Raw genomic sequence first — 26,963 nt, forward strand, 5'->3', positions numbered from 1 at the left:
CCCGGGACGCTCCGCGCCCCTTAGAGCCGAACGCGGAGCGTCCGTTGAGGCATTCCCACGCAGAGCGTGGGAACGAGCATGCCGTCGCTTACGAATATCTCAGTGCGTGCGCGGGCTCGATCTTCGCCGCCCGCCAGGCCGGATACACCGTCGCCAGAAAGCTCAGAATAAAGCCCGCAGAGCAGATCAACAGCACATCCCCACCCTGCAATTCCGACGGCAGATTGCTGACGAAATACACATCCGAGCTGAAAATATGCTGCCCGCTCACGCGCTCGACCCAGCCGACCAGCTCGCTGACATTCAGCGCCGCGATCACACCGAGCACACCGCCAATCAATGTGCCGACAATGCCGATCACCGTGCCCTGCACCATGAAGATCGCCATGATCTGCCGTGGCGTAGCGCCGATGGTGCGCAAGATCGCGATATCCGCGCCCTTGTCATTCACCACCATGATCAACGTCGCGATGATGTTGAAGGCCGCCACCGCGACGATCATCAGCAACAGCAGGCCGATCATGGTTTTTTCCATTTTCATTGCGCTGAACAGGCTGCCCTGGGTGTGGGTCCAGTCGTCAGCCTTGAAGTCCGCGCCCAAACCGGCAGCGATGTCCGAGGAGACTTTCGGCGCGGCGTATAAGTCTTTGACCGCCAGACGCACGCTCTGCACCTGATTCGGCTCCCAGTGCTGCATGGTCGCGGCATCGGCGACGTGGATCAGGCCCATGGAGCCGTCCAGCTCGGCACCGACCTTGAACACGCCGACCACGTTCAGGCGCTGCATGCGCGGGGTGATGCCGCCCGGCGCAGTGCTGACTTCCGGGACGATCAGGGTGATTTTGTCGCCGACATTGAGGCGAAATCGTCGCGCGGTGATTTCACCGATCACTACACCGAACTCGCCCGGTTTCAAGGCATCGAGACGGCCCTGCACAATGTGCTGGGCAACGATCGACACCTTGCCTTCCTGGGCCGGATCGACGCCGCTGATCTGGATCGGCTGCATCAACCCTTTATAAGAGAGCATGCCTTCCATCTCGGTGAACGGCACGGCGGCGGTTACTTCCGGGTTTTTCATCGCAGCGGCGGCGACAGGCTGCCAGTCATCAATCGGCTTTACGCCGACGATGGTTGCGTGCGGCACCATGCCGAGGATGCGCGAACTCATTTCGCGCTGGAAGCCGTTCATCACCGACAACACCACGATCATTGCCAGTACGCCGAGGGCGAGGCCGATCATCGAGGTCATCGAAATGAACGAAACAAAGCGATTGCGGCGCTTGGCGCGGGTATAGCGCGTGCCGATAAAGATCGATAACGGTCTGAACATTCGCTGGGGCACCGTATAAAAATAAAAGACCCGACGTCTTCGCAGACGCCGGGTTTCAGCCAATCAGATGGGCGTGAGGCAACCTTCTTTCAGGTGCAGTACGCGATCCATCTGGCGGGCCAGGTTCATGTCGTGGGTCACTACCAGAAACGCGGTGCGCATCGAGGTGCTGAGTTCCAGCATCAAATCCTGAATGCCCTGGGCGGTGTGAGAGTCGAGGTTGCCGGTTGGTTCGTCGAGCATCACCAGGCCTGGCTTGTTCACCAGCGCACGGGCGATGGCCACGCGCTGACGTTCACCACCGGACAGTTCCGCCGGTTTGTGTTCCAGACGATGACCGAGGCCGACGCGCTCCAGCAATGCCGTGGCGCGCTGACGGGCTTCCGGGATCGGCGTCTTGCCGATCAGCAGCGGCATGCAGACGTTTTCCAGCGCAGTGAATTCCGGCAGCAAGTGGTGAAACTGGTAAACGAAACCGAGCGCACGGTTACGCAGCAGGCCACGCTTCTTCTCGCTCAGCGCCGACAGCTCTTCGCCGTCGAGCCAGACGCTGCCCTTGGTCGGCGTATCGAGGCCGCCGAGCAGGTTGAGCAACGTACTTTTGCCCGACCCCGAGGTGCCGACGATCGCGACACGCTCGCCCGGGTGCAGCTCCAGTTGCAGGCCGGCCAATACCTCTACCGATTCCGGGCCTTCCTCGTAGGATTTGCCCAGGTTACGGCAGCTCAAGATTGCTTGTTCACTCATGCCCGACTCACTCATAACGTAGCGCCTCCGCCGGCTGGGTGCGCGCGGCACGCCAGGCGGGATACAGGGTGGCGAGGAAACTCAGAACCAACGCCGCCGCGCAGACCATGACCACATCCTGGCTCTGCACCTGCGACGGAAGATAATCAATGAAATACACGTCAGCATTAAGGAATTTGTGGCCGATCAGGCCTTCCAGTGCCGAGATCGCCGCGCTGACGTTGAGCGCAGCGAAAATACCGACCACCGCACCAATCGCCGTGCCGACCACACCGATCACCGTGCCTTGCACCATGAACGTGCGCATGATCGTGCCCGGCGTCGCGCCCAACGTGCGCAGAATGGCGATGTCGCCCTTCTTGTCGTTGACCACCATCACCAGCGTGGAAATGATGTTGAACGCCGCCACGGCGACAATCAGCAGCAACAGCAGACCGATCATGGCTTTTTCCATGCGGATCGCCTGATACAGATTGCCGTGGGTTCGTGTCCAGTCGCGGGCGTAGTAATGGTCTTCGCCAAGCTGCTGGGCGATGTTCCATGCCACGCGCGGTGCCTGGAACAGATCGTCGAATTTCAAGCGGATGCCCTGCACCTGATCCGGTTTCCAGCGGTGCATCTTCGCCAGATCCTGCAGGTTGGTGACGCCCAGATAGCCGTCGAGCTCGCCGGCGCCGACATGAAAAATGCCGACCACGGTGAAGCGCTTCATGCGCGGGAACATCCCGGCCGGGGTCACGCTGACCTCCGGCGCGACGAAGGTGACCTTGTCACCGATGCCGACGCCGAGCTTGGTCGCGGCCTTGTCGCCGATGACGATGCCGAAGCTGCCCGGCGTCAGATCGTCGAGTTTGCCCTGCTGCATGAAGTTGTCGATGATCGACACATTGCGCTCCAGCGCAGGGTCGATGGCGTTGAGCAACACCTTGGACACCTGACCGTTATTCGTCAGCAGGCCCTGCATCTGGGTGAACGGCGCAACCGCCGTCACCTGTGGGTTCTGCTTGACCTTGGTGGCCAGGCTTTGCCAATCGTTGATCGGTTCAGTGGATTCAATGGTCGCGTGGGGCACCATGCCCAGCACGCGGGTGCGCATCTCATGATCGAAGCCATTCATCACCGACAGCACGACGATCATCACGACCACGCCAAGGGCGAGCCCGATCATCGAAGTCAGGGAAATGAATGACACAAAATGATTGCGACGCTTTGCACGGGTATAACGCGTGCCGATAAATACGAAGAGAGGTCTGAACATGTCGGGGCTTGTTCGGAGGGAAAAGGAACGTCCTTGTGGCGGGGGTCGATAACCAGCTTTACACTCAGACCACCGCCGCTACCATGGGTTCGCCATGTCGACATTAGATGAAGAAGATCGCCGCGAATACTACCGTATCGAGGACACGATCGCACTGGAAATTCGGCCCCTGTCCGCTCCCGAAGCCGCAGGCCAGGAAGTGTTGCAGGATGCTTCCCCATTGTTCAACCTGCTCAGTGAACTGCACCTGAGCGAATTCGAGTCGCAGCACCTGCTGCGCCAGATCAGCGAGCGCGACCGGGCCATCGCCGCGTTCCTGAAATCCCAGAACAAACGCATCGACCTGCTCAGCCAGGTGGTCGCCCTGACCGTGCTCGGCCATATCGGCGAGCCGCAACCGGTGATCATCTCCGAAGGCGGAATCGACTTTCAGCACCCGACACCGATTGCCACCGGCGCACACCTGTCGGTGAAACTGGTGCTGATGCCGCAAGCGCTGGGCCTGTTGCTGCGCGCCCGCGTCACCCATTGCGACCGCAAGGGCGAGGGTTATGACGTCGGCACCGAGTTCGAACACTTGACCGACGCCCAACGCCAGTTGCTCGCCCGCTACATCTTGCAGAAGCAGGCCCAGGAACGACGTCTGGCCCGCGAACAGAACGAATCAGGCATTTAATTTAAGGAAGAACCGTGACCCTCATCTACGGCCACCGCGGCGCCAAGGGCGAAGCACCGGAAAACACCCTGAGCAGTTTCCAGGAATGTCTCAAGCACGGCGTGCGCCGCTGCGAACTCGATCTGCACCTGTCCAAGGACGGCGAGTTGATGGTCATTCACGACCCGACCCTCAAACGCACCACGGAACGGCGCGGCAAGGTCGTCGAACACACGGCCGCCGAACTGGTCACTTACGACGCGCGCAAGGGTGGCCCGGGCTGGATCAAACCCTGCCCGATTCCGACGCTGGAAGAGCTGTTCGAAAAATGCGATTTCGAGCACTGGCAACTGGAAGTCAAAAGCGCTTCGCGTACTCGCGCGGCAACCACCGTGCTGGCGATTCGTGAAATGGCTCAGCGCCATGGCCTGCTCGACAAGGTGACGATCACCTCGAGTTCGCGGGAAGTGCTGAAAGCGGCGCTGGATCTGGTGCCGGACGTGTCACGCGGACTGGTGGCCGAATACGCCTGGCTCGACCCGTTGAAGGTAGCGGCCAGCTATGGCTGTGAGATTCTGGCTTTGAACTGGACGCTGTGTACGCCGGAACGCCTGCAGAAGGCTCAGCGTCAGGGGCTGCATGTGTCGGTGTGGACCGTCAACGAGCCTGCACTGATGCGCAGACTCGCCGACTTCGGCGTTGACAGCCTGATTACAGACTTTCCCGGTTTGGCCACTGCCACCCTCGAGAATTGCTGAAATCGGTCTCCCCGGCCGGCTCAGGCCACCGGCCGGAGCCCGTCAAAAAAGCCGGTTGAGGCCGTCGTACGCCGCTACCCGATAGGCTTCGGCCATGGTCGGGTAGTTGAACGTCGTGTTGACGAAGTACTTCAGGGTGTTCAGTTCGCCCGGCTGGCTCATGATCGCCTGACCGATGTGCACGATCTCCGACGCCTGATAACCGAAGCAGTGAACGCCGAGCACTTCCAGGGTTTCACGGTGGAACAGGATCTTCAGCATGCCTTGCGGCTCGCCGGCGATCTGCGCTCGCGCCATGCTTTTGAAGAACGCCTTGCCGACTTCGTAAGGCACCTTGGCCTGAGTCAGCTCCTGCTCGTTCTTGCCGATCGAGCTGATCTCCGGAATGGTGTAGATGCCGGTCGGCACGTCATTCACAAAGCGCCAGCTACCGTTATCGACAATGCTGCCGGCCGCCGAACGACCCTGGTCGTGAGCAGCACTGGCCAGGCTCGGCCAGCCGATCACGTCACCGGCACCGTAGATGTTCGGCACGCAAGTGCGGTAAGCCTCGTCGACCTCGATCTGGCCACGGCTGTTGACCTTGACGCCGATGTTTTCCAGACCCAACTGGTCAGTGTTACCGGTACGGCCGTTGCACCAGAGCAAGGCGTCGGCCTTGATCTTCTTGCCGGACTTGAGGTGCAGGATCACGCCGTTGTCGACGCCTTCAACGCGATCGTAATCTTCGTTGTGGCGCACGGTGATGTTGTTGTTGCTGAAGTGATAGCTCAACGCCTGGGAGATTTCCGAGTCGAGGAAGCTCAGCAACTGACCACGGTTATCGACCAGTTCAACCAGCACACCCAGACCACTGAAGATCGACGCGTATTCGCAACCGATCACGCCGGCGCCGTAAACGATCAGTTTGCGCGGGGTGTGGCCGAGGCTGAGGATGGTGTCGCTATCGTAGATGCGCGGGTGGTGGAAATCGATGTCCGCCGGGCGATAAGGACGCGAACCGGTGGCAATAATGATGTGCTTGGCCACCAGTTTCTCGACCACACCGTTGGCGCAGACCACTTCGATGGTTTGCTCGTCGGCGAAGCTGCCGGTGCCAAAGAACACGTCGACGCGGTTACGGGCGTAGTAGCCGGTACGCGAAGCGACTTGTTTGGAAATGACTTTCTCGGCGCTTTTCAACACGTCCGGGAAGGAAAACCAGCGTGGCTCGCCGATCGCCCGGAACATGGGGTTAGTGTTGAACTGCATGATCTGCCGCACCGAGTGACGCAGTGCCTTGGACGGGATGGTGCCGAGGTGGGTGCAGTTGCCGCCGACCTGGCGACGGCTGTCGACCATCGCGACCTTGCGCCCTGCTTTGGCAGCGTTCATTGCCGCGCCTTCTCCCGCCGGGCCGGAACCCAGCACCACCACGTCGTAGTTGTAGACAGCCATGCGTACTCCTCAGAACAGGCCGCGGTGCCAGCAGCACCTGCGGCTAAATCACGCCGAACGGCGGCGCGAAGGAACAATTGGGGGTCAATCAAGAACCCGGACACAGTCTATAGAAGCGTCAACGCCGCGCACATTAACCCTTGGTCGCGTCGTAGGCTACTTTTGCCTGCACTACAACGCCAGCTTTCGTATTGTTCTCAGTCAGTTTTTTCGCCACTGAGACGTTCGAAAGCCTTGTTGGTGCGGACGACAAAACCTGTATCGGCACGAATCACAAAGAATGCACCAATGTCATGTTTTTCGGCATAGTCCCACGCCCTTTCAGGGCCGAGAATCAGCAACAGCGTCGATAGGCCATCGGCCATCAACGCTGAAGGATGAATGACCGTGACTGACGCCAGATCGTGTAGGACCGGCGCACCGGTGCGCGCATCGAACGTGTGGGAATAGCGCCGGCCGTCCTGCAGGAAATAGTTGCGGTAATCGCCGGAGGTGGAAACGCCGTAGCCGTCGACATTGATGATGCGCTCGGCGACCTGCTGATCGTCGCGAGGCTCCTCCAGGGCAATACGCCAGGGTGAACCGTCGAGTTTTTTGCCTTTGGCCTTGAGCTCACCCGTGGCCTCGGCCAGATAATCATGAATACCCATGGCATCGAGCCTGCCCGCAATGGTATCGACGGCATAACCGGCGGCGATGCTGTTGAAGTCGACTTCGACGGCGGCGTCTTTGCACAATTGGTCGCCATTTATATGCAAATGCTGATGGCCAACACGCTGCATCACCTCGGCCAGCGCCGCGGCGTCAGGGACTTTCTCTTCGCGGCCTTGTGGGCCGAAACCCCACAGATTCATCAGCGGTTCGACAGTGAGGTCGTAGGAGCCTTCGCTTTGCGCTGAGAGCTGTTCGCCTGTGCGGACCAGTTCAAGCACTGGCGCGGGCATTGTCTGACAGCTATTGGCCGGCAAGGCGTTGAAGCGCTCAATGTCCGAATCCTGGCGATAAGTGGACAGTTGTCGGTCGACCTCACCGAGGATGCCTTCCACTTCCCGGCGAACTTGCGCGGAATCCGCCAGGCCGGCATGACGCACGTATTTGATCGAATAGGTGCTGCCCATGGTCGGCCCGCCGAAGCTTTCCATGGCATCGCCATTGGCGCAGCCTGCCAACGCCCCAGCCAAAATCACAACCGCAAGTAACCGTCCAGTGAACAATTATTCATCTCCCTGCAAAACCGCGACGGCCATTATGGATTAAAGGGCCCGCTCGCTCCCAACGGATGCAATGCGTTTATAAAATCCAATAATGAGTAACTGAACATGTCCACCACCACGGGCAAAGGCAAAGCGATTTTTCGCGTTGTCAGCGGCAACTTTCTCGAAATGTTCGACTTCATGGTCTACGGCTTTTACGCCACGGCCATCGCCAAGACCTTCTTCCCCGCCGACAGCGCCTTCGCTTCGCTGATGCTGTCACTGGCTACATTTGGTGCCGGTTTCCTGATGCGTCCGCTCGGGGCGATTTTCCTCGGCGCCTACATCGACCGTCATGGCCGCCGCCAAGGCTTGATCATCACCCTCGCGTTAATGGCTGCCGGCACGGTGCTGATTGCCTGCGTTCCGGGCTACGCGACCCTTGGCGTCGCTGCGCCATTGATCGTGCTGTTCGGGCGCTTGTTGCAAGGCTTCTCGGCTGGCGTGGAACTGGGCGGCGTATCGGTCTATCTGGCAGAGATTGCCACACCGGGCCGCAAGGGTTTCTTTGTCAGTTGGCAATCTGCGAGCCAGCAAGCGGCAGTGGTCTTCGCCGGGTTGCTCGGCGTCGGCCTCAACCATTGGCTGAGCCCGGAGCAGATGGGTGACTGGGGCTGGCGCGTGCCTTTCCTGATCGGCTGCATGATTGTGCCGGTGATCTTCGTCATTCGTCGCTCACTGGAGGAAACCCCGGAATTCCAGGCGCGGAAACATCGCCCGACCCTGCGGGAAATCGTCCGCTCGATCGGTCAGAACTTTGGCATTGTCATCGCAGGCATGGCGCTGGTGGTGATGACCACGGTGTCTTTCTACCTGATCACCGCGTACACCCCGACATTCGGCAAGGCTGAACTGCACCTGTCGGACTTCGACGCATTGCTGGTTACAGTGTGCATCGGCCTGTCTAACTTTTTCTGGTTGCCGGTGATGGGTTCAGTGTCTGACAAGATCGGACGTAAACCACTGCTGCTCGCGGCGACGATTCTGGCGATTCTGACCGCCTACCCTGCCCTGTCGTGGCTGGTGGCGAACCCGAGCTTCAGCCATTTGCTGATCGTCGAGTTGTGGCTGTCGTTCCTGTACGGCTCGTACAACGGCGCGATGGTCGTGGCGCTGACCGAGATCATGCCGGTGGAAGTGCGTACGACCGGGTTCTCGCTGGCTTACAGCCTGGCGACAGCGACGTTCGGCGGGTTTACGCCAGCGGCGTGTACGTATCTGATTCATGTGTTGGATAACAAGGCTGCGCCGGGGATCTGGCTCAGTGGCGCGGCGGTGTTGGGGTTGATTGCGACGCTGGTGTTGTTCCGTGGCAACAAGCATGAACTGCGCACCGCACAAGCGGCCGTACCCGGCGGCGCCCGGTAAATCGCCTTCGCGAGCAAGCTCGCTGCCACAGGGGATTTTCTGAGCGACACAGATCCAGTGTGGGAGCGAGCTTGCTCGCGAAGGGGTCAGCACTGACAACACAGCTCTAAAACGTACACAAACAAAAACGCCCCGACCTAGGTCGGGGCGTTTTCATGTGCCGCTATCGCTTAGCGCGGAAACGCTGGCGGATTTACACCAGCCATGTCTTCCATCACGCGGATAACCTGGCAGCTGTAACCGAACTCGTTGTCATACCAGACGTACAGAACAACGCGGTTGTCCTGAACGATGGTCGCTTCAGCGTCGACCACACCGGCGTGGCGCGAGCCAACGAAGTCAGTCGAAACCACTTCCTGCGAATTAACGAAGTCGATTTGCTTGTGCAGATCGGAGTGCAGCGCCATGTAGCGCAGGTACTCGTTCATTTCTTCACGGGTGGCGGCTTTCTCAAGGTTGAGGTTGAGAATGGCCATCGACACGTTCGGCGTCGGAACACGGATCGCGTTACCGGTCAGCTTGCCGGCCAGCTCAGGCAGGGCCTTGGCAGCAGCGGTAGCGGCACCGGTCTCGGTGATGACCATGTTCAGCGCGGCGCTACGACCACGGCGATCGCCCTTGTGGAAGTTGTCGATCAGGTTCTGGTCGTTGGTGTACGAGTGAACGGTTTCAACGTGACCGTTGATGATGCCGAACTTGTCATTCACAGCTTTCAGCACCGGCACGATGGCGTTGGTGGTGCAGGAAGCGGCGGACACGATCTTGTCATCAGCAGTGATTTCACCGTGGTTGATACCGTGAACGATGTTCTTCAGCTTGCCTTTGCCAGGCGCGGTCAGAACAACACGATCGATACCCGGGCATTGCAAGTGCTGGCCCAGGCCATCAGCGTCACGCCATACACCGGTGTTGTCCACCAGCAGCGCGTCTTTGATGCCGTACTGGGTGTAATCCACCTCGGTCGGGTTCTTCGCGTAGATCACCTGGATCAGGTTACCGTTGGCGGTGATGGTGTTGTTTTCTTCGTCGATGGTAATGGTGCCGTTGAACGAACCGTGTACCGAATCGCGACGCAGCAGGCTGGCGCGCTTGGTCAGGTCGTTGTCGGCGCCTTTGCGCACGACGATGGCACGCAGACGCAGACCGTCGCCACCACCGGTTTTCTCGATCAGGATGCGCGCCAGCAGACGGCCGATACGACCGAAGCCGTACAGCACAACGTCAGTGCCTTTACGTGCGGAAGCGTTTTGCTGGCCAACCACGTCAGCCATTTCTTCACGAACGAACTGCTCGGCGCTGCGGCCGTTGCCTTCGTTGCGGAATTTGAACGCCAACTTGCCCAGATCTACCGAAGCCGCGCCGAGCTTGAGCTCGCTCATGGCTTTGAGCAGTGGGAATGTTTCGTGGACGGAGAGTTCGCTGTCGTCGGAAGAACGGTGGCGCGCAAAGCGGTGAGCTTTGAGAATCGCGATGACAGACTGGTTGATCAGGCTGCGGCCATAGATCGAGCTCACCACGTTGTTATTGCGGTAGAGCTGACCGATAAGCGGAATCATCGCTTCTGCGAGTGCTTCACGGTCGATCCATTCACCAAGACACTGGTCGGGCTTCTGAGTCACGGTAACCTTCCACATGTAGGGGCAGAAAAAAGGGGCTACATTATGCCGCCCACAACCTCATTCAGCAATGCGCGCTTGTCGCGTAATCGGTAACAAAATTCCTTTCAAAAAAATCACACCTCGCGCCAGCCCAGTAAATACGCGGCTTCCAGCGCTGTCAATTTTTCGTCGAGTGTTAGACGATGTCTGTAACCCTCCGTAACACGAGCCAATTTCGGCACTACATAATCGCTAAAAAACCCCTGCTTTTTATGGTTACCACTACATTTCGCCAAAACAGCGAAGATAGACACAGTCTGCAACTGACAGGCGACACCGGACGCCGCTACAATTACCGACTTTGTCGCAAAGCCTGGAGCTCAACCTTCCGTGCCCGTTCTGCGTCTACCGCAACTCCCTGCCGAGGCAGGTAAACAGCATTGGGGCAATTTGCCCGGTGCTGCCCTCAGCCTGGCGATTGCCGAGGCTGCCAGCGCTGCCAAGCGCTTCACCCTGCTACTGACCGCCGACAGCCAGAGCGCTGAACGACTGGAACAGGAGCTGAGTTTCTTCGCCCCGGATTTGCCCGTACTGCATTTCCCCGACTGGGAAACCCTGCCCTACGACCTGTTCTCGCCGCACCAGGACATCATTTCCCAGCGCATTGCCAGCCTGTATAGGTTGCCGGAACTGGTGCATGGCGTGCTGGTGGTGCCGATCACCACGGCGTTGCACCGGTTGGCGCCGACCAAATTCCTGCTCGGCAGCAGCCTGGTGCTGGATGTCGGGCAGAAGCTCGATGTCGAACAAATGCGTGCGCGGCTCGAAGCCAGCGGCTATCGCTACGTCGATACGGTTTATGAACACGGTGAATTCACCGTACGCGGCGCACTGATCGACCTGTTCCCGATGGGCAGCAAACTGCCCTATCGCATTGACCTGTTCGATGACGAAATCGAAACCCTGCGCACCTTCGATCCGGAAAACCAGCGCTCCATCGACAAGGTCGAGTCGGTCAAGCTGCTGCCGGCCCGTGAGTTTCCGCTGCAGAAAGACGCGGTCACCCGCTTCAAGGCGCGCTTCCGTGAGCGCTTCGACGTCGACTTCCGGCGCTGCCCGATCTTTCAGGATCTGAGCAGCGGGATTACCCCGGCCGGCATCGAGTACTACCTGCCGCTGTTCTTCGACGAAACCTCGACCCTGTTCGATTACCTGCCGCAGGACACGCAAGTGTTCTCCCTGCCGGGCATCGAGCAAGCGGCAGAGAATTTCTGGAACGATGTGCGCAATCGCTATGAAGAGCGCCGCGTCGATCCATCGCGGCCTTTATTGCCACCCGCGGAATTGTTCCTGCCGGTGGAAGACTGCTTCGCCCGCCTGAAGAGCTGGCCGCGTGTGGTCGCCAGTCAGCAAGACGTCGAGACCGGCGCTGGTCGCGAGCGCTTCCCCGCGCAAGCCTTGCCGAACCTGGCGATCGAAGCCAAAGCCACGCAACCGCTGGCAGCCCTGGCCGGTTTCCTCGACGAATTCCCCGGTCGCGTGCTGTTCACCGCCGAATCCGCCGGCCGTCGCGAAGTGCTGCTGGAGCTGCTTGAGCGCCTGAAGCTGCGGCCGAAAACCGTCGACAGCTGGCCGGACTTCGTCGCGAGCAAGGATCGCCTGGCGATCACCATTGCCCCGCTCGACGAAGGCCTGATGCTCGACGATCCGGCGCTGGCCCTGGTCGCGGAAAGCCCGCTGTTCGGCCAACGCGTGATGCAGCGTCGCCGCCGCGAGAAGCGTGCCGACGGCAACAACGATGCCGTCATCAAAAACCTCACCGAGCTGCGTGAAGGCGCGCCAGTGGTGCACATCGATCACGGTGTCGGGCGTTATCTGGGCCTGACGATTCTGGAAATCGACAATCAGGCGGCCGAATTCCTTACTCTCGAATACGCCGAGAACGCCAAGCTGTACGTGCCGGTAGCCAACCTGCATTTGATTGCGCGCTACACCGGAAGCGACGATGCGCTGGCCCCGCTGCACCGACTCGGCTCCGAGACCTGGCAGAAGGCCAAGCGCAAAGCCGCCGAACAGGTGCGTGACGTCGCCGCCGAACTGCTCGACATCTATGCCCGTCGCGCCGCTCGCGAAGGTTATGCGTTCGCCGACCCGAAAGCCGATTACGCAACGTTCAGCGCCGGTTTCCCGTTCGAAGAAACCCCGGATCAGCAATCGACCATCGAGGCCGTACGCGAAGACATGCTCGCGCCGAAACCGATGGATCGACTGGTCTGCGGCGACGTTGGCTTCGGCAAGACCGAAGTGGCCATGCGTGCGGCGTTCATCGCCGTGCACGGCGGTCGCCAAGTGGCAATTCTGGTGCCGACCACCCTGCTCGCCCAGCAGCACTACAACAGCTTCCGCGACCGCTTCGCCGATTGGCCGGTGACCGTGGAAGTGATGAGCCGCTTCAAGTCGGCCAAGGAAGTAAACGCGGCGATCGCCGACCTGGCGGAAGGCAAGATCGACATCGTCATCGGCACGCACAAACTGCTGTCCGACGACGTGAAAATCAAAAACCTCGGGCTGGTGATCATCGACGAAGAACACCGTTTCGGTGTGCGTCAGAAAGAACAACTCAAGGCCCTGCGCAGCGAAGTCGACATTCTGACCCTGACCGCCACGCCGATTCCGCGCACGCTGAACATGGCAGTGTCGGGCATGCGCGATCTGTCGATCATCGCCACGCCGCCGGCGCGTCGCTTGTCCGTGCGCACCTTCGTCATGGAGCAGAACAAGAGCACGGTCAAAGAGGCCCTGCTCCGTGAACTGTTGCGTGGCGGCCAGGTTTACTACTTGCACAACGATGTGAAAACCATCGAGAAGTGCGCCGCCGACCTCGCCGAGCTGGTGCCGGAAGCACGCATCGGCATCGGTCATGGACAGATGCGCGAGCGCGAACTCGAACAGGTGATGAGCGACTTCTATCACAAGCGCTTCAACGTGCTGATCGCCTCGACCATCATCGAGACCGGCATCGACGTGCCGAGCGCCAACACCATCATCATCGAGCGCGCCGACAAATTCGGCCTGGCGCAACTGCACCAGTTGCGTGGTCGTGTCGGCCGTAGTCACCACCAGGCTTACGCCTACTTGCTGACGCCGCCGCGCCAGCAAATCACTTCGGACGCGGAAAAACGTCTGGAAGCGATTGCCAATACCCAGGACCTCGGTGCCGGTTTCGTGCTCGCCACCAACGACCTGGAAATCCGTGGCGCCGGCGAACTGCTCGGCGATGGCCAGAGCGGGCAGATTCAAGCCGTCGGCTTCACGCTGTACATGGAGATGCTCGAACGCGCGGTGAAATCGATCCGCAAGGGCGAGCAACCGAACCTCGATCAACCGCTCGGCGGTGGCCCGGAAGTTAACCTGCGCGTGCCGGCGCTGATTCCGGAAGACTATCTGCCGGACGTTCACGCGCGCCTGATTCTGTACAAGCGCATTGCTTCAGCGACCGATGAGGAAGGCCTGAAGGATTTGCAAGTCGAGATGATCGACCGCTTCGGCCTGCTGCCGGAACCGACGAAGAATCTGGTGCGCATCACGGCGTTGAAGTTGCAGGCCGAGCAATTGGGTATCAAGAAGGTCGATGGCGGGCCGCAAGGTGGGCGTATCGAGTTCGCCGCGCAAACGCCGGTTGACCCGATGACGCTGATCAAACTGATCCAGAGCCAGCCAAAACGCTACAAATTCGAAGGCGCGACGATGTTCAAGTTCCAGGTGCCGATGGAACGCCCGGAAGAGCGCTTTAATACTGTAGAGGCGCTGTTTGAGCGCCTCCTCCCGAAATCTGTTTGAAGGACGCCGCATGCGCCTGTTTCGCTCACTGACTTTGCTACTCACCTTCGTAGCTCCGATGGCGTTTGCCGATGACCTGTATCAGGTCGAAATGATTCTGGTCCGGCAGAACGCCGTGCCGGCCATCGTCAGCCGTGCCGCGCCGGAAGACTGGGCCGCTGGCGCCCAGCGCCTGGGCGATGACAGCAAACGTACGCCTGCGCTGAATGACGTGGTTACCAAACTCACCGCCAGCGGCGAGTACAGCGTGCTGATGCACAAGGCCTGGCAGCAAACCCTTGGTGAAGCGCCAGCGAAAGTCGCGGTCAGCGACGGCCAGGAACAGTACGGCCAGTACCCGATCGAGGGCACGCTGGAGATGAAACTCGGGCGCTTTACCGACGTAGCGGCCGATTTCTGGGTCAACCAGATCGACACCAATGGCATGGTCACCGCCAGCGAGCGCCTGAAACAGGACAGCCACACCAAAAATGGCCAACTCAACTACCTCGACAACGGCCATCTGGCCCTGCTGATCAAGATCACTTCCCTGACCGCACCTGCGCCACGGGAAGCACCTGAAGCGATTCCGGACTGATCGAAGTCCTTATGAACCCGCCGCTGAGTAAGCCGTTGGCGCCCTCATGGGTCAGCCGATTCAAGGAACAGAGCCTGGAGCGTGGCCGTCGCTACGCCCTGGAAAACCGGGTACGCATCGCCCAGGTCGGCGATGCAACGATCACCGCCAGCTGCGAAGGCTCTGGCGGTAACGTTTACCGTCAGACGATTCATCTTCGCGAGTCAGCCAAAGGCACTCTGCTGCTGGTCGATGCCGGGTGCACCTGCCCGGTTCGCAGCAACTGCAAACACTGCGCAGCGGTACTGCTGAAAGTGCAGGAAACCCTCGATTACCCCGCTGCAGCCAAAGACGCCGAACTGCTGGAAAAACTGCAAGCCGTACTGGAAAACCGCGGCCCGAAAGCGCCGCCGCAAGTACTGGTCGACAACGTGCAGCCGATGCCACGCCTATGGCTGGCCAGTGTCGAGTTCAGCGCTTTCGAACCCCGCAACGGCAAGATGCAGCGTTATATTCAGCACCGCGCGGCGCTGTCGTTCAGCTATCTGGACGAATACGTCAGCGGGCAGAAGAACAGCGACATCCTGATCCGCCAGGAAACCCAGACGCTGCGGATAAAACGCCACCCGGAAGTCGAACAGTCCTACCGCGAACAGTTAAGAATCCTCGGCTTTCGTATCGCCACGCGGCAAAGCAAAGCGCTGCCGGAGAGCGCGGGCGAACTGTACGAGATGGTCAACGACAGCGCCTGGCTGACGTTCACCCTCAATGATTTGCCAAAGCTGCGCACCCAAGGCTGGGAATTGCAGATTGATGAAGAGTTCGGCTTTGACCTGACCGCTGTGGATGACTGGTACGCCACGGTCGAGCAGGTGCCGGAACGTGACTGGTTCGATCTGGAGCTGGGGATCATCGTCAATGGTGAGCGCCTGAGCCTGCTGCCGATTCTGCTCAATCTGATGCGCTCGCATGCGGAGATTCTCAATCCCGAACGCCTTGCGCGGCGCCGCGATGACGAGCTGATTCTGGTCAACATCCCGCAACGCAACCTTGAGCACGGGCCACTGCAGGTGGCGTTGCCGCTAGGCCGGTTGAAACCTGTGCTGATGACGCTCGGCGAGTTCTATTTGCAGGAGCCCGGCGAAACCACCCTGCGCCTGAGCAAGGCCGACGCAACACGACTCAACTCTCTGGAAGGCCTCCCGCTGCTGTGGGAGGGCGGCGAGCAGATCCGCACGTTCGCTCAACGCCTGCGCGACATTCGTGATTTCAGTGTTGAAGCGCCGGAAGGCTTGAATGCGACGCTGCGCCCGTATCAGCTTGAAGGCTTGAGCTGGATGCAATCGCTGCGACAACTGGAAGTCGGCGGGATTCTCGCGGACGACATGGGTTTGGGCAAAACCCTACAGACCCTGGCGCATATTCTGAGCGAGAAAAACGCCGGGCGTCTCGATCGACCGTGCATGGTGGTGATGCCGACCAGCCTGATTCCGAACTGGCTGGATGAGGCGGCACACTTCACCCCGCAACTGAAAGTAGTCGCGCTGTACGGCGCCACTCGCAAGAAGCATTTTGACAACCTGAGTGACTTCGATCTGATCCTCACCACCTATGCGCTGCTGCCCAAGGACGTCGAACGTCTGGCCAAGCAGCCGCTGCACGTGTTGGTGCTGGATGAAGCGCAGTACATCAAAAATCCGAACAGCAAAGCCGCTCAAGCCGCGCGCGAGCTGAATGCACATCAGCGCTTGTGCTTGAGTGGTACGCCGCTGGAAAACCACCTGGGCGAGTTGTGGTCACTGTTTCACTTCCTGCTGCCGGGCTGGCTTGGCGACGTGAAAAGTTTCAACGCCGATTACCGGGTACCGATTGAAAAGCGCGGCAGTGAAGTCAGACTTCAACACCTGAACGGTCGGATAAAACCGTTTCTGTTGCGCCGTACCAAGGAGCAGGTTGCCACCGAGTTGCCGCCAAAGACTGAAATCATCCACTGGGTCGATCTCAACGAAGCGCAGCGCGATGTGTACGAAACCATGCGCCTGGCGATGGACAAGAAAGTCCGCGACGAGATCACTCGCAAAGGCGTGGCGCGCAGCCAGATCATCATTCTTGAGGCGCTGCTCAAGTTGCGACAGGTCTGCTGCGATCTGCGCCTGGTCAACGATGCCACCCTGCCCGCTCGCGGCAGCACCTCCGGCAAGCTCGACAGCTTGATGGAAATGCTTGAGGAGTTGTTCGAGGAAGGTCGGCGGATTCTGCTGTTCTCGCAATTCACCTCGATGCTGTCATTGATCGAAGACGAGCTGAAAAAACGTAACGTTTCCTACGCGCTGTTGACCGGCCAAACCCGCGATCGACGTACGCCGGTGAAGGAATTCCAGAACGGAAAGCGTCAGATCTTTCTGATCAGCCTGAAGGCTGGCGGTGTTGGCTTGAACCTGACGGAGGCGGACACGGTGATTCACTACGACCCGTGGTGGAACCCGGCGACCGAAAATCAGGCGACTGACCGAGCGTATCGAATCGGTCAGGAGAAACCGGTGTTCGTTTACAAGATGATTGCCCGGGGCACGGTGGAGGAGAAAATTCAGCACCTGCAGAAGGAAAAGTCCGAATTGGCGGCAGGTGTGCTGGATGGGCGCAAGGCCGGGGACTGGAAGTTGCAGAGCGATGATATTGAGGCGTTGTTTGCGCCGTTGCCGGATAAGTCAGACAAACGCTGAAATCTTCGGCGTCAGTTAGAAAGCTATCGCGAGCAGGCTCACTCCTACAATGAATTTGTGGTTGCCACAGATCCAATGTAGGAGTGAGCCTGCTCGCGATTGAGTCGACTCGGTTTCAGATCGGACTCAGCCCTTGAGGACCCGCGCCAACGCCGACTTCACCTTGCCCATCCCGTCATGCAACGCCTGCTCGATCTCGGCCATGGTGATCACTTCCGTGGTCTTGCCCGCCGCCGGGTTCACCACCAGCGCCAGACAGGCGTAATCCAGATCCAGCTCACGCGCCAGTGCCGCTTCCGGCATGCCGGTCATGCCGACGATGTCACAGCCATCGCGTTCCAGACGCACGATCTCGGCAACCGTTTCCAGACGTGGACCCTGGGTGCAGGCATAAACGCCCTGATCGCTGTACTCACAGCCTTCGGCAGCCACTGCAGCAATCAGTTGCTGACGCAATGGCTCGCTGTACGGAAAGCTGAAGTCGATGTGGGTGACGTGCTCCAGATCATCAGCGAAATAGGTGTGCTCGCGACCACTGGTGTAGTCGACGATTTGATGCGGTACGCAGAAGTGCCCGGTGCCCATGGCCGGATGAATCCCGCCCACGGCGTTCACCGCGATGATCGCTTCGGCGCCGGCCTGCTTCAGCGCCCACAGGTTGGCGCGGTAGTTGACCTTGTGCGGCGGGAAGCGATGCGGGTGGCCGTGACGGGCGAGGAACAGCACTTCCTTGCCGGCGTATTCGCCAATCTGCACGTCGGCCGATGGCGCGCCATAGGGCGTGTCCACTGCCAGCGATTGGCGAATGGTCAGGCCTTCGAGCTGGGTCAAGCCGGTGCCGCCGATGATTGCGTAAACCGTCATAGCGAAAAATCCTTAATCGATCAGTTGAGCGTCTTTGAGCGCGCCGATGGCGGTGAGCCAGCGCGGATCCTGGCGGTAATCGGTGCTGGCGAAGGCCTGACCGCGCATACGGGCGATTCGGGCCGATGGCTTGACCTTCATGCGTTGTGCGGCGCTCAGGGCCAGTTCGGCAGCGGCGCGGTCGTTGCACACCAGGCCCATGTCGCAGCCGGCAGTCAGTGCGGCCTCGATGCGACTGGCGGCGTCGCCGACCACGTGGGCACCGGCCATCGACAGGTCATCGCTGAAGATCACGCCGTCGAACTGCAACTCGCCGCGCAGAATGTCCTGCAACCAGCGTCGGGAGAAACCGGCCGGCTGCGAATCCACCTGCGGATAGATGACGTGCGCCGGCATGATCGCGGCCAGTTGTTTGCTCAGCCTGGCGAACGGCACGAGGTCGTTGGCGCGGATCTCGTCGAGGCTGCGCTCATCATTCGGAATCGCCACGTGGGAATCGGCTTCGGCCCAGCCATGACCGGGGAAGTGCTTGCCGGTAGCGGCCATGCCAGCGCTGTTCATGCCGCGAATAAATGCGCCGGCGAGCAGCGCGGCGCGCTCGGAATCGCCTTCGAACGAACGGGTGCCGACCACGGCGCTGCGCTGGTAATCCAGATCGAGCACCGGGGCGAAACTCAGGTCGAGTCCGACCGCCAGCACTTCGGTGGCCATGATCCAGCCACATTGCTCGGCGAGGTATTCAGCATTCGGGTTGTCGGCGATCGCGCGCATGGCCGGCAGACGCACGAAGCCCTGACGCAGGCGCTGCACGCGGCCACCCTCTTGATCCACCGCCAGCAGCAGATCCGGACGAATTGCGCGAATCGAGGCGCTGAGTTCACGCACTTGGCGCGGATGCTCGATGTTGCGGGCAAAAATGATCAGGCCACCCACTTCGGGCTGACGCAACAATTGGCGATCTTCGGCCGTCAGCCAGGTACCGGCGACGTCCACCATCAACGAGCCTTGCAGGCCAGCAGTCATAGAGATTCCTTGAAAACGAAAAACCCGATCCGCAGCAAATCACTACCGTGAGCAATGCTCGGCAGGTCGGCAATTTCCATGGGGATCGGGTTCAGAACGAGAGTCGGCATGGGCGGCTAGCTTAGCGGATACAAGCTGCCGCGCCCACCCGTGCGCGGTTAAACCTTGGCGGCGACCGGCGTAGATTTGCTGCGCGGACGCAATTGCGCGGTGGCCATCGCGGCATCAGTGACGCCGGTTTCGGCGCGCATGCCCGCAGCGAGGAACGGCACCATCAGGCGCATCACTTGCTCGATCGAGGTGTTGACGCCGAAATCGGTCTCGGCGATCGCGCGCAAGGCCTTGATCCCGGACATGCTGAACGCCGCGGCGCCGAGCATGAAGTGCACGCGCCAGAACAGTTCGATCGGCGGAATGCGAGGTGCGGCCTCATTGACCAGCAGCATGTAGCGACGAAACACCTTGCCGTACATGTCTTCCAGATAACGGCGCAAGTGGCCCTGGCTCTGGCTGAACGCGAGGCCGAGCAAGCGCATGAAAATCGACAGATCGTTGCCGCTGCGTGGTTGAACCACGAGGGCCTGCTCGACGAGGATTTCCAGTAGTTCTTCGAGCGTAGGCTTGTTTTCGGGCTTGGCCTGACGGCGCTCCAGCTCTTTGTCGAGGCTGATGCAGAACGGCCCGAGAAAGCGCGAAAAAACCGCCTGAATCAGCGCTTTTTTCGAGCCAAAGTGATAGTTCACCGCTGCCAGGTTGACGCCTGCCTTGCTGGTGATCAAACGCAATGAGGTTTCAGCGAAACCTTTCTCCGCGAACAACTGCTCGGCAGCATCAAGAATGCGTTCAACGGTTTCCGACTGGGCCATGGCTACTCCGCCTGACAAACACTTGTTTGAAACATACGTTTCAGCCTGTGCCTTGTCAAGCCCGCCTGTTCGTTTTGGGAATGGTCGGTCAGCTATTTAACCACACAAGCCCGGTGCGTTAATAAGCACGAAAGCCGACCGTCCGGCGGCGTGGGAAAAAACGGGCATTGCCAAGGGCGCTTCACTGTATATAATCCCAGTCACTGTATAAAAAGACAGAGCGATCAATATGCTAAAGCTGACGCCACGCCAAGCCGAGATTCTGGCCTTTATCAAACGCTGCCTCGAAGACAATGGCTACCCGCCAACCCGCGCGGAAATCGCTCAGGAGCTGGGTTTCAAGTCGCCGAACGCGGCTGAAGAACACCTTAAGGCACTGGCCCGAAAAGGCGCCATCGAGATGACTCCCGGCGCTTCTCGCGGTATTCGCATTCCCGGCTTCGAAGCCAAGGCCGATGACTCTACCCTGCCCATCATTGGCCGGGTCGCTGCCGGCGCGCCAATCCTCGCCCAGCAGCACATCGAAGAATCCTGCAACATCAATCCGGCCTTCTTTCATCCACGCGCTGACTATCTGTTGCGTGTACACGGCATGAGCATGAAGGACATCGGCATTTTCGATGGTGACCTCCTCGCCGTACACACAACCCGAGAAGCACGTAACGGCCAAGTCGTCGTCGCCCGCATCGGCGATGAAGTGACGGTCAAACGCTTCAAGCGTGAAGGCAGCAAGGTCTGGCTGATTGCCGAAAACCCTGAGTTCGCCCCTATCGAAGTCGACCTGAAAGATCAGGAACTGGTGATCGAAGGCTTGAGTGTCGGCGTCATTCGCCGCTAAAGGAGGCTTTATGCAGTTCCCACACACCCCTCAGCAAACACAACTGCCTTTATTCGAAGCGTTTCTGGCGCAACCGATGGCGCCGATCCTGAAAGACGTGGTCGAACGCCCTTGGAATGCCGAACCCGAAGTATTCAGTGAGCTGTCACTGCGTGGTGCTGCCGGGAACTGCCTGAACCTGCTCGCCCCGATCCTGCGCGAACTCAGTGAAGATCAGGACGCGCGCTGGCTGACGCTGATCGCGCCACCTGCCAGCCTGACCCAGACATGGCTGCGGGATGCCGGGCTGAATCGCGAACGCATTCTGCTGTTGCAACCAAGGGGCGCTCAAAGCGCTCAGCAACTGGCGTGCGAAGCTCTGAAGCTGGGTCGCAGTCACACCGTGGTCACCTGGCTCAACCCGCTAAACACCCACTCGCGGCAACAACTGATCAGCGCTGCACGCACGGGCGACGCTCAGAGTCTAAACATTCGCTTGGGTTGATTGCTGGCAGCACGCGCTGTGTGAAGCGCAGGGCTTCTCCAGGGACAGAGAAGCCGATCTGAAGCGGTTACATCAAAAAGAAAAAAGACGGGGATCAATGAAGAACCCGCGCGCCCTCTTCCTTATCAAATTCGCCTTCGACCATACGGCCGGCCATCTGAACGCCAACGCTTAACATCGCCTTGGCGATTTCCACATGCTGACCTTGCAGGAACGCCTTGGCATCCTCGGAGAAATCCAGCGTCACCAAAGAACCCTCGTCCTCAGCCCTGCGCAGTTCGATTCGGCCGTCGGGTAACTCGACAATTTCTAGAAAGGACGTTGGCATATAGGTCTGTTCTCCACGAAAGGCAGGGATTATATAGACATCATTCAGGCTTCGCTCGGGATCTTGACCAGCAGCATGTTTCAGATTGCCACCGTGTCAATCGCCTTCAGCACTCGTTCAAGCCTTCGCGGAAACGTATCGCCAGACCTTTCAAGTTCTGCCGCCAGCTCTCCAGTTCCTCTCGACTCAACTCCTCTGGCGCTTCTTCTTCATCCAGATTAATCGCCTGAATCAACGGCTGCGTCACATCACCTTTCGGTTTGTGTGGCACCCGTGGCGGCTGGAACAGCGCCGAATGCGCAGCCAGCAGTTTTGCCAGCCAGGTTTCAGAGTTGCCCGCCAACTCAACCATTTCGGCCAGTTCGGGAATCGCAATCGACTCCAGCACTTCACGCGTCAGCAGCATCTCGGCCCGTGGCGCACTGGCCTGCGGCAGACGATAGAAACCCGCGATCTCATGGCAAAGACCCAGCAAGGCGCCGTACAGGTGAAACAGCGCCGATTCACGCCCGGCCTGAATCAACGCCAGAGAATTCATCGCCCGCCCCTCTTCAGCGCGAGCCAGGGCTTCGAGCGAAAGGCCAGCGAAATAGATCTTCTGATTGGTACGGGTATAGAGTTCGTGAGCCATGACGGCGCTCTCCACAACGAAATAATTGCTTCACACAGGCCGGACAGTGTCGTGGATCAGCCGATCCCACCGCAAGCACAAAACAAAAAGGCCGCATGAAAACCCAAGGGTTCTCATGCGGCCTTTCAATATCAGGCTAATGCTTATTCAGCTTTGGCCTTCGTACGCTTGTCTTCAACCGTCCACTTGCCACCGTCGTAGTAAGCCTTCCAGCCAGTAGGCTTGCCGTCGACTTCGGTCTGCACGTATTGCTCCTTGGTCTTGCGACTATAACGAATCACCGCTGGCAGACCATCAGGGTCTTTCTGCGGGGCTTCGCACAGGAAGTGATACTTCGGATCAATCTCGTCCTTGTGCGGCAGAATCTCGATCACCAGCGGAGCACGGGTCTCGCGGTTTTTCGGAAACTGACTGGCCGCCAGGAACAGACCAGACGCACCGTCGCGCAGGATGTAGGTGTCGTTGACCTTTTCGCATTTCAGCTCAGGCATCTTCACCGGATCCATCTTCGGCGGCGCCGCGTCACCGCTCTTCAACAGTTTGCGGGTGTTCTTGCAGGTCGGGTTGGTGCAACCGAAGAACTTGCCGAAACGGCCAGTCTTGAGTTGCATCTCGCTGCCGCACTTGTCACATTCCAGGCTCGGACCTTCGTAGCCCTTGATGCGATAGCTGCCCTCTTCGATTTCGTAGCCAGCACAATCCGGGTTGTTACCGCAGATGTGCAGCTTGCGCTTCTCGTCGAGCAGATAAGCGTCCATCGCCGTGCTGCAGATCGGGCAGCGATGCTTGCCGCGCAGAACCAGCGATTCCGACTCGCCCTCGTCGTCCGCAGCGATTTCGTCGCCCGGCACCAGGTTGACGGTGGCCTTGCAGCGTTCTTTCGGCGGCAGGCTGTAGCCCGAGCAACCGAGGAACACGCCGGTCGACGCAGTACGGATCTGCATCGGGCGGCCACAGGTCGTGCACGGAATGTCGGTCATGACCGGCTGGTTGGCGCGCATGCCGCTGTCCGGGTTTTCGGCTACTTCAAGTTTCTTTTTGAAATCGCCGTAGAACTCGTCCAGCACGCTTTTCCAGTCGCGTTCGCCCTGCGCCACATCGTCGAGGTTCTCTTCCATGCCGGCGGTGAAACCGTAGTCCATGAGGTTGGAGAAGCTTTCCGACAGTCGCTCGGTAACGATGTCGCCCATCTTTTCCGAATAGAAACGACGGTTATGCAGGGTCACGTAGCCGCGATCCTGAATGGTCGAAATGATCGCGGCATAAGTCGAAGGACGACCGATGCCACGTTTTTCCATTTCTTTCACCAGGCTGGCTTCCGAATAACGCGCTGGCGGCTTGGTAAAGTGCTGGGACGGATCGAGCTTGATCAGCTTCATCACATCGCCCTGCGCCATATCAGGCAGAACGTCGTCATCGCCTGGCTTGGCAATTTGCGGCATAACGCGGGTGTAACCGTCGAACTTGAGAATACGGCCCTTGGCACGCAGCTCGAAATCGCCAGCACCAACGCTGACGGTGGTCGACAGATATTGCGCCGGTAGCATCTGGCAAGCGAGGAACTGACGCCAGATCAGCTCGTAGAGACGCTCAGCGTCACGCTCCATGCCTGCAAGCTTGCTCGGAATGGTGTTGGCGTCGGACGGACGAATCGCTTCGTGAGCCTCTTGTGCGCCTTCCTTGCTGCTGTAGACGTTCGGCGTTTCCGGCAGGTACTTCTTGCCGAACTCGTCTTCGATATAAGTACGCGCCATCGCCACGGCATCAGCCGAGAGGTTGGTCGAGTCGGTACGCATGTAAGTGATGTAGCCGGCTTCGTAGAGACGCTGGGCCATCATCATGGTTTTCTTCACGCCGAAGCCCAGGCGGTTACTCGCAGCCTGTTGCAGTGTCGAGGTGATGAATGGCGCCGAAGGCTTGCTGCTGGTCGGCTTGTCTTCGCGCTTAACGATGCTGTAGCTGGAAGACTTGAGCTTTTCCAGCGCGGCCATGGCCTGGGCTTCGTTGAGCGGCTTGAAGGCCTCGCCTTTCTCGCGAGCCACTTCGAAACGCACGGTCGAGCCTTTGGTGGTGCCGAGATCGGCATGCACTTCCCAGTACTCTTCCGGGTTGAACGCACGGATTTCACGCTCACGCTCGACCACCAGTTTCACGGCAACCGACTGCACACGACCGGCAGACAGGCCACGGGCGATTTTCGCCCACAGCAGCGGCGAAACCATGTAACCCACAACGCGGTCGAGGAAACGACGGGCCTGTTGAGCGTTGACACGATCGATGTCCAGCTCGCCCGGTTCCGAGAAGGCTTCCTGAATCGCCTTCTTGGTAATTTCGTTGAACACCACGCGCTTGTAGCGGCTGTCATCACCACCGATGGCTTCGCGCAGGTGCCAGGCAATGGCTTCCCCCTCGCGATCCAAGTCGGTTGCGAGATAGATGGTGTCAGCATCTTTGGCGAGCCGGCGCAGCTCTTCGATGACCTTCTCTTTACCTGGAAGGATCTCGTACTTGGCTTTCCAGCCATGATCGGGATCGACACCCATACGCGAGACCAGCTGCTTGCGCGCTTTCTCTTTCGGCGAGAGCACCGGACCTTCGCCCGCAGCAGCCTTGCCGCGCTTGGCGGCTGGCTCTTTGCTGGCGCTAGCCGAACCGCTGGTGGGCAGGTCTCGGATATGGCCGATACTCGACTTCACCACGTATTGGTTACCCAGATACTTGTTGATGGTCTTGGCCTTAGCCGGGGATTCCACAATGACCAGCGATTTGCCCATGGATCAGAAAATTCCTGAATTCTAGAAGTGAAAGGCGGTTGGCGCCTGACGCGGCACCGCTATATATAGTTGATACAAGGTGAGGTCAAGCACAGGGTTCTGTGCACACTCGCCTCATGCCTTGGAAAAAAGGCTCGGTTCGGCTTGCACCAAAGCAAAGCGCGGCACCTGCTCGCCGTCAACTTCGACCGACTCGAGAAACATGCTCAGAGGGCGCACCCAAAAGCCGTAATCGCCATACAGGGCTTGGTAAAAGACCACTTCTTCTTCGGTCTCGGAGTGCCGCGCAACACTGAATACGCGGTACTGCGGACCTTTGTAATGTTGGTAGAGCCCAGGTTGTATCGGCATGCTTCGGCCCTCACTCAATTTTTTTTCAAAATAAAAACAAAATAAATCCACAAAAACAAAAACCGGGGCACTTGGCCCCGGCTTCCATCGACGAGACGCTTAAACGCGTTCGAAGACGGTAGAGATGCCTTGGCCGAGACCAATGCACATAGTGGCCACCCCGAAGGTGCCGCTATTCTGCTTCATCACGTTCAGCAAGGTGCCGGAAATACGGGCACCGGAGCAACCGAACGGGTGACCCAAGGCGATCGCGCCGCCGTGCAGGTTAACCTTCTCGTTCATCTTGTCGAGCACTTTCAGATCTTTCAGCACTGGCAGGGCCTGTGCGGCGAAAGCTTCGTTGAGCTCGAAGAAGTCGATATCGTTGATCCCGAGACCCGCACGCTTCAGGGCTTTTTGTGTTGCCGGAACTGGACCATAGCCCATGATTGCCGGATCCACACCCGCCACTGCCATCGAACGGATAACCGCCATTGGCTGGATACCCAGGTCCTGAGCACGCTGCGCCGACATCACGATCATGCACGACGCACCATCAGTGATCTGCGACGAAGTACCGGCAGTCACGGTGCCGCCCTTTGGATTGAAGGCTGGCTTGAGAGCCGCCAGACTTTCCAGGGTGGTTTCCGGACGAATGGTTTCGTCGTAGTCGAACAGTTTCAGGAAACCGTTCTCGTCGTAGCCTTGCATCGGGATGATTTCGTCTTTGAACTTGCCTTCCACGGTGGCCTTGTGGGCCAACTGGTGGGAACGCACGCCGAAAGCGTCTTGCTGCTCGCGAGTGATGCCGTGCATTTTGCCCAGCATTTCCGCGGTCAGGCCCATCATGCCCGAGGCTTTCGCCGCGTACAGCGACATGTGCGGGTTCGGATCGACACCGTGCATCATGCTCACGTGGCCCATATGCTCGACGCCACCAACCACGAACACGTCACCGTTGCCGGTCATGATCGCTTGCGCAGCGGTGTGCAGTGCGCTCATCGACGAGCCACACAGACGGCTGACGGTCTGGCCGGCCGAAGTGTGCGGGATCTGGGTCATCAGCGACGCCATGCGCGCGATGTTCCAGCCCTGCTCCAGGGTCTGGTTGACGCAGCCCCAGATCACGTCCTCGACTTCAGCAGGATCGACCTTGACGTTGCGTTCCAGCAATTTGCTGATCAGGTGCGCCGACATGTCTTCAGCACGGGTGTTGCGGTGCATGCCGCCCTTGGAGCGGCCCATCGGAGTACGACCGAAGTCGACAATCACGACGTCTCTAGGATTCAAGCTCATAAG

22 protein-coding genes are annotated in these 26,963 nt (G+C 59.3%); 8 read left to right on the forward strand and 14 right to left on the reverse strand.

What is annotated here, in order from left to right; translation table 11 throughout:
• Positions 1 to 88 precede the first annotated feature (88 nt).
• The 3 genes from P3G59_RS19600 to P3G59_RS19610 all read right to left on the reverse strand — a co-directional run bounded on the left by P3G59_RS19600 (position 89) and on the right by P3G59_RS19610 (position 3,338).
• Positions 89 to 1,333, reverse strand: coding sequence for a lipoprotein-releasing ABC transporter permease subunit (locus P3G59_RS19600; RefSeq protein WP_141127466.1), 1,245 nt, complete (start codon positions 1,331 to 1,333; stop codon positions 89 to 91).
• 63 nt (positions 1,334 to 1,396) lie between these two features.
• A complete protein-coding gene (lolD, locus tag P3G59_RS19605) occupies positions 1,397 to 2,080 on the reverse strand; it encodes a lipoprotein-releasing ABC transporter ATP-binding protein LolD (protein ID WP_277758612.1) in 684 nt (227 codons plus the stop codon).
• Between the two features lie 7 nt (positions 2,081 to 2,087).
• Complete coding sequence (locus P3G59_RS19610; protein ID WP_277758613.1) at positions 2,088 to 3,338, reverse strand: lipoprotein-releasing ABC transporter permease subunit; 1,251 nt, start codon at positions 3,336 to 3,338, stop codon at positions 2,088 to 2,090.
• A gap of 94 nt (positions 3,339 to 3,432) precedes the next feature.
• Between P3G59_RS19610 and P3G59_RS19615 the strand changes: the two genes are divergently transcribed.
• Together P3G59_RS19615 and P3G59_RS19620 are read left to right on the forward strand one after the other, a co-directional pair.
• Complete coding sequence (locus tag P3G59_RS19615; RefSeq protein WP_034156427.1) at positions 3,433 to 4,014, forward strand: PilZ domain-containing protein; 582 nt, start codon at positions 3,433 to 3,435, stop codon at positions 4,012 to 4,014.
• A 14-nt stretch (positions 4,015 to 4,028) separates the two neighbouring features.
• Entirely contained in the window at positions 4,029 to 4,751 is a 723-nt protein-coding gene (locus P3G59_RS19620; RefSeq protein WP_007910500.1) for a glycerophosphodiester phosphodiesterase, read from the forward strand.
• Positions 4,752 to 4,793: 42 nt separating this feature from the next.
• On the opposite strand, the gene sthA is transcribed toward P3G59_RS19620, so the two are convergent.
• Both sthA and P3G59_RS19630 read right to left on the reverse strand, forming a co-directional pair.
• Entirely contained in the window at positions 4,794 to 6,188 is a 1,395-nt protein-coding gene (gene sthA, locus P3G59_RS19625; RefSeq protein WP_064117858.1) for a Si-specific NAD(P)(+) transhydrogenase, read from the reverse strand.
• A gap of 197 nt (positions 6,189 to 6,385) precedes the next feature.
• Positions 6,386 to 7,402, reverse strand: a complete 1,017-nt coding sequence (locus P3G59_RS19630; RefSeq protein WP_277758614.1) for an FAD:protein FMN transferase — start codon at positions 7,400 to 7,402, stop codon at positions 6,386 to 6,388.
• 105 nt (positions 7,403 to 7,507) lie between these two features.
• On the opposite strand from P3G59_RS19630, the gene P3G59_RS19635 reads away from it, so the two are divergent.
• Positions 7,508 to 8,809 carry an MFS transporter gene (locus P3G59_RS19635; RefSeq protein WP_277758615.1) on the forward strand — a complete coding sequence of 434 codons (1,302 nt, stop codon included), beginning with the start codon at positions 7,508 to 7,510 and terminating at the stop codon, positions 8,807 to 8,809.
• A 170-nt stretch (positions 8,810 to 8,979) separates the two neighbouring features.
• Here the strand turns inward: P3G59_RS19635 and P3G59_RS19640 are convergent, their stop codons facing one another.
• Positions 8,980 to 10,443, reverse strand: coding sequence for a glyceraldehyde-3-phosphate dehydrogenase (locus P3G59_RS19640; protein ID WP_007910488.1), 1,464 nt, complete (start codon positions 10,441 to 10,443; stop codon positions 8,980 to 8,982).
• A 354-nt stretch (positions 10,444 to 10,797) separates the two neighbouring features.
• Here P3G59_RS19640 and mfd point away from each other — a divergent pair, with 354 nt between their 5' ends.
• The 3 genes from mfd to P3G59_RS19655 are packed head-to-tail and all read left to right on the forward strand — an operon-like array spanning position 10,798 to position 17,526.
• Positions 10,798 to 14,247: a transcription-repair coupling factor gene (gene mfd, locus P3G59_RS19645; protein WP_277758616.1), complete on the forward strand. Its 3,450-nt coding sequence runs from the start codon at positions 10,798 to 10,800 to the stop codon at positions 14,245 to 14,247.
• Positions 14,248 to 14,257: 10 nt separating this feature from the next.
• Positions 14,258 to 14,824 (forward strand): CsiV family protein, encoded by a 567-nt coding sequence (locus P3G59_RS19650; protein WP_277758617.1) that lies wholly within the window; start codon positions 14,258 to 14,260, stop codon positions 14,822 to 14,824.
• Positions 14,825 to 14,835: 11 nt separating this feature from the next.
• Positions 14,836 to 17,526 (forward strand): DEAD/DEAH box helicase, encoded by a 2,691-nt coding sequence (locus P3G59_RS19655; protein WP_277758618.1) that lies wholly within the window; start codon positions 14,836 to 14,838, stop codon positions 17,524 to 17,526.
• Positions 17,527 to 17,652: 126 nt separating this feature from the next.
• On the opposite strand, the gene P3G59_RS19660 is transcribed toward P3G59_RS19655, so the two are convergent.
• The 3 genes from P3G59_RS19660 to P3G59_RS19670 form a co-directional block, all read right to left on the reverse strand.
• A complete protein-coding gene (locus P3G59_RS19660; RefSeq protein ID WP_277758619.1) occupies positions 17,653 to 18,390 on the reverse strand; it encodes an S-methyl-5'-thioinosine phosphorylase in 738 nt (245 codons plus the stop codon).
• A 12-nt stretch (positions 18,391 to 18,402) separates the two neighbouring features.
• Entirely contained in the window at positions 18,403 to 19,413 is a 1,011-nt protein-coding gene (gene nagZ / locus P3G59_RS19665; RefSeq protein WP_277758620.1) for a beta-N-acetylhexosaminidase, read from the reverse strand.
• Positions 19,414 to 19,571: 158 nt separating this feature from the next.
• Positions 19,572 to 20,279 carry a TetR/AcrR family transcriptional regulator gene (locus tag P3G59_RS19670; protein ID WP_007910473.1) on the reverse strand — a complete coding sequence of 236 codons (708 nt, stop codon included), beginning with the start codon at positions 20,277 to 20,279 and terminating at the stop codon, positions 19,572 to 19,574.
• Positions 20,280 to 20,508: 229 nt separating this feature from the next.
• On the opposite strand from P3G59_RS19670, the gene lexA reads away from it, so the two are divergent.
• Positions 20,509 to 21,117 (forward strand): transcriptional repressor LexA, encoded by a 609-nt coding sequence (lexA, locus tag P3G59_RS19675; protein ID WP_003226590.1) that lies wholly within the window; start codon positions 20,509 to 20,511, stop codon positions 21,115 to 21,117.
• Between the two features lie 10 nt (positions 21,118 to 21,127).
• Complete coding sequence (gene sulA, locus P3G59_RS19680) at positions 21,128 to 21,601, forward strand: SOS-induced cell division inhibitor SulA (protein ID WP_007910472.1); 474 nt, start codon at positions 21,128 to 21,130, stop codon at positions 21,599 to 21,601.
• Positions 21,602 to 21,695: 94 nt separating this feature from the next.
• Here the strand turns inward: sulA and P3G59_RS19685 are convergent, their stop codons facing one another.
• The 5 genes from P3G59_RS19685 to fadA all read right to left on the reverse strand — a co-directional run bounded on the left by P3G59_RS19685 (position 21,696) and on the right by fadA (position 26,960).
• Entirely contained in the window at positions 21,696 to 21,929 is a 234-nt protein-coding gene (locus P3G59_RS19685) for a hypothetical protein (protein ID WP_119427030.1), read from the reverse strand.
• 106 nt (positions 21,930 to 22,035) lie between these two features.
• Positions 22,036 to 22,560, reverse strand: coding sequence for a DUF6586 family protein (locus P3G59_RS19690; protein WP_277758623.1), 525 nt, complete (start codon positions 22,558 to 22,560; stop codon positions 22,036 to 22,038).
• A gap of 143 nt (positions 22,561 to 22,703) precedes the next feature.
• Positions 22,704 to 25,334, reverse strand: a complete 2,631-nt coding sequence (gene topA, locus P3G59_RS19695) for a type I DNA topoisomerase (protein WP_277758624.1) — start codon at positions 25,332 to 25,334, stop codon at positions 22,704 to 22,706.
• 114 nt (positions 25,335 to 25,448) lie between these two features.
• Positions 25,449 to 25,685: a DUF1653 domain-containing protein gene (locus P3G59_RS19700; protein ID WP_007910467.1), complete on the reverse strand. Its 237-nt coding sequence runs from the start codon at positions 25,683 to 25,685 to the stop codon at positions 25,449 to 25,451.
• Positions 25,686 to 25,784: 99 nt separating this feature from the next.
• Entirely contained in the window at positions 25,785 to 26,960 is a 1,176-nt protein-coding gene (fadA, locus tag P3G59_RS19705) for an acetyl-CoA C-acyltransferase FadA (RefSeq protein WP_053122093.1), read from the reverse strand.
• Between the last annotated feature and the right edge of the window lie 3 nt (positions 26,961 to 26,963).

This window comes from Pseudomonas sp. A34-9 (assembly GCF_029543085.1).
Lineage (GTDB): Bacteria > Pseudomonadota > Gammaproteobacteria > Pseudomonadales > Pseudomonadaceae > Aquipseudomonas.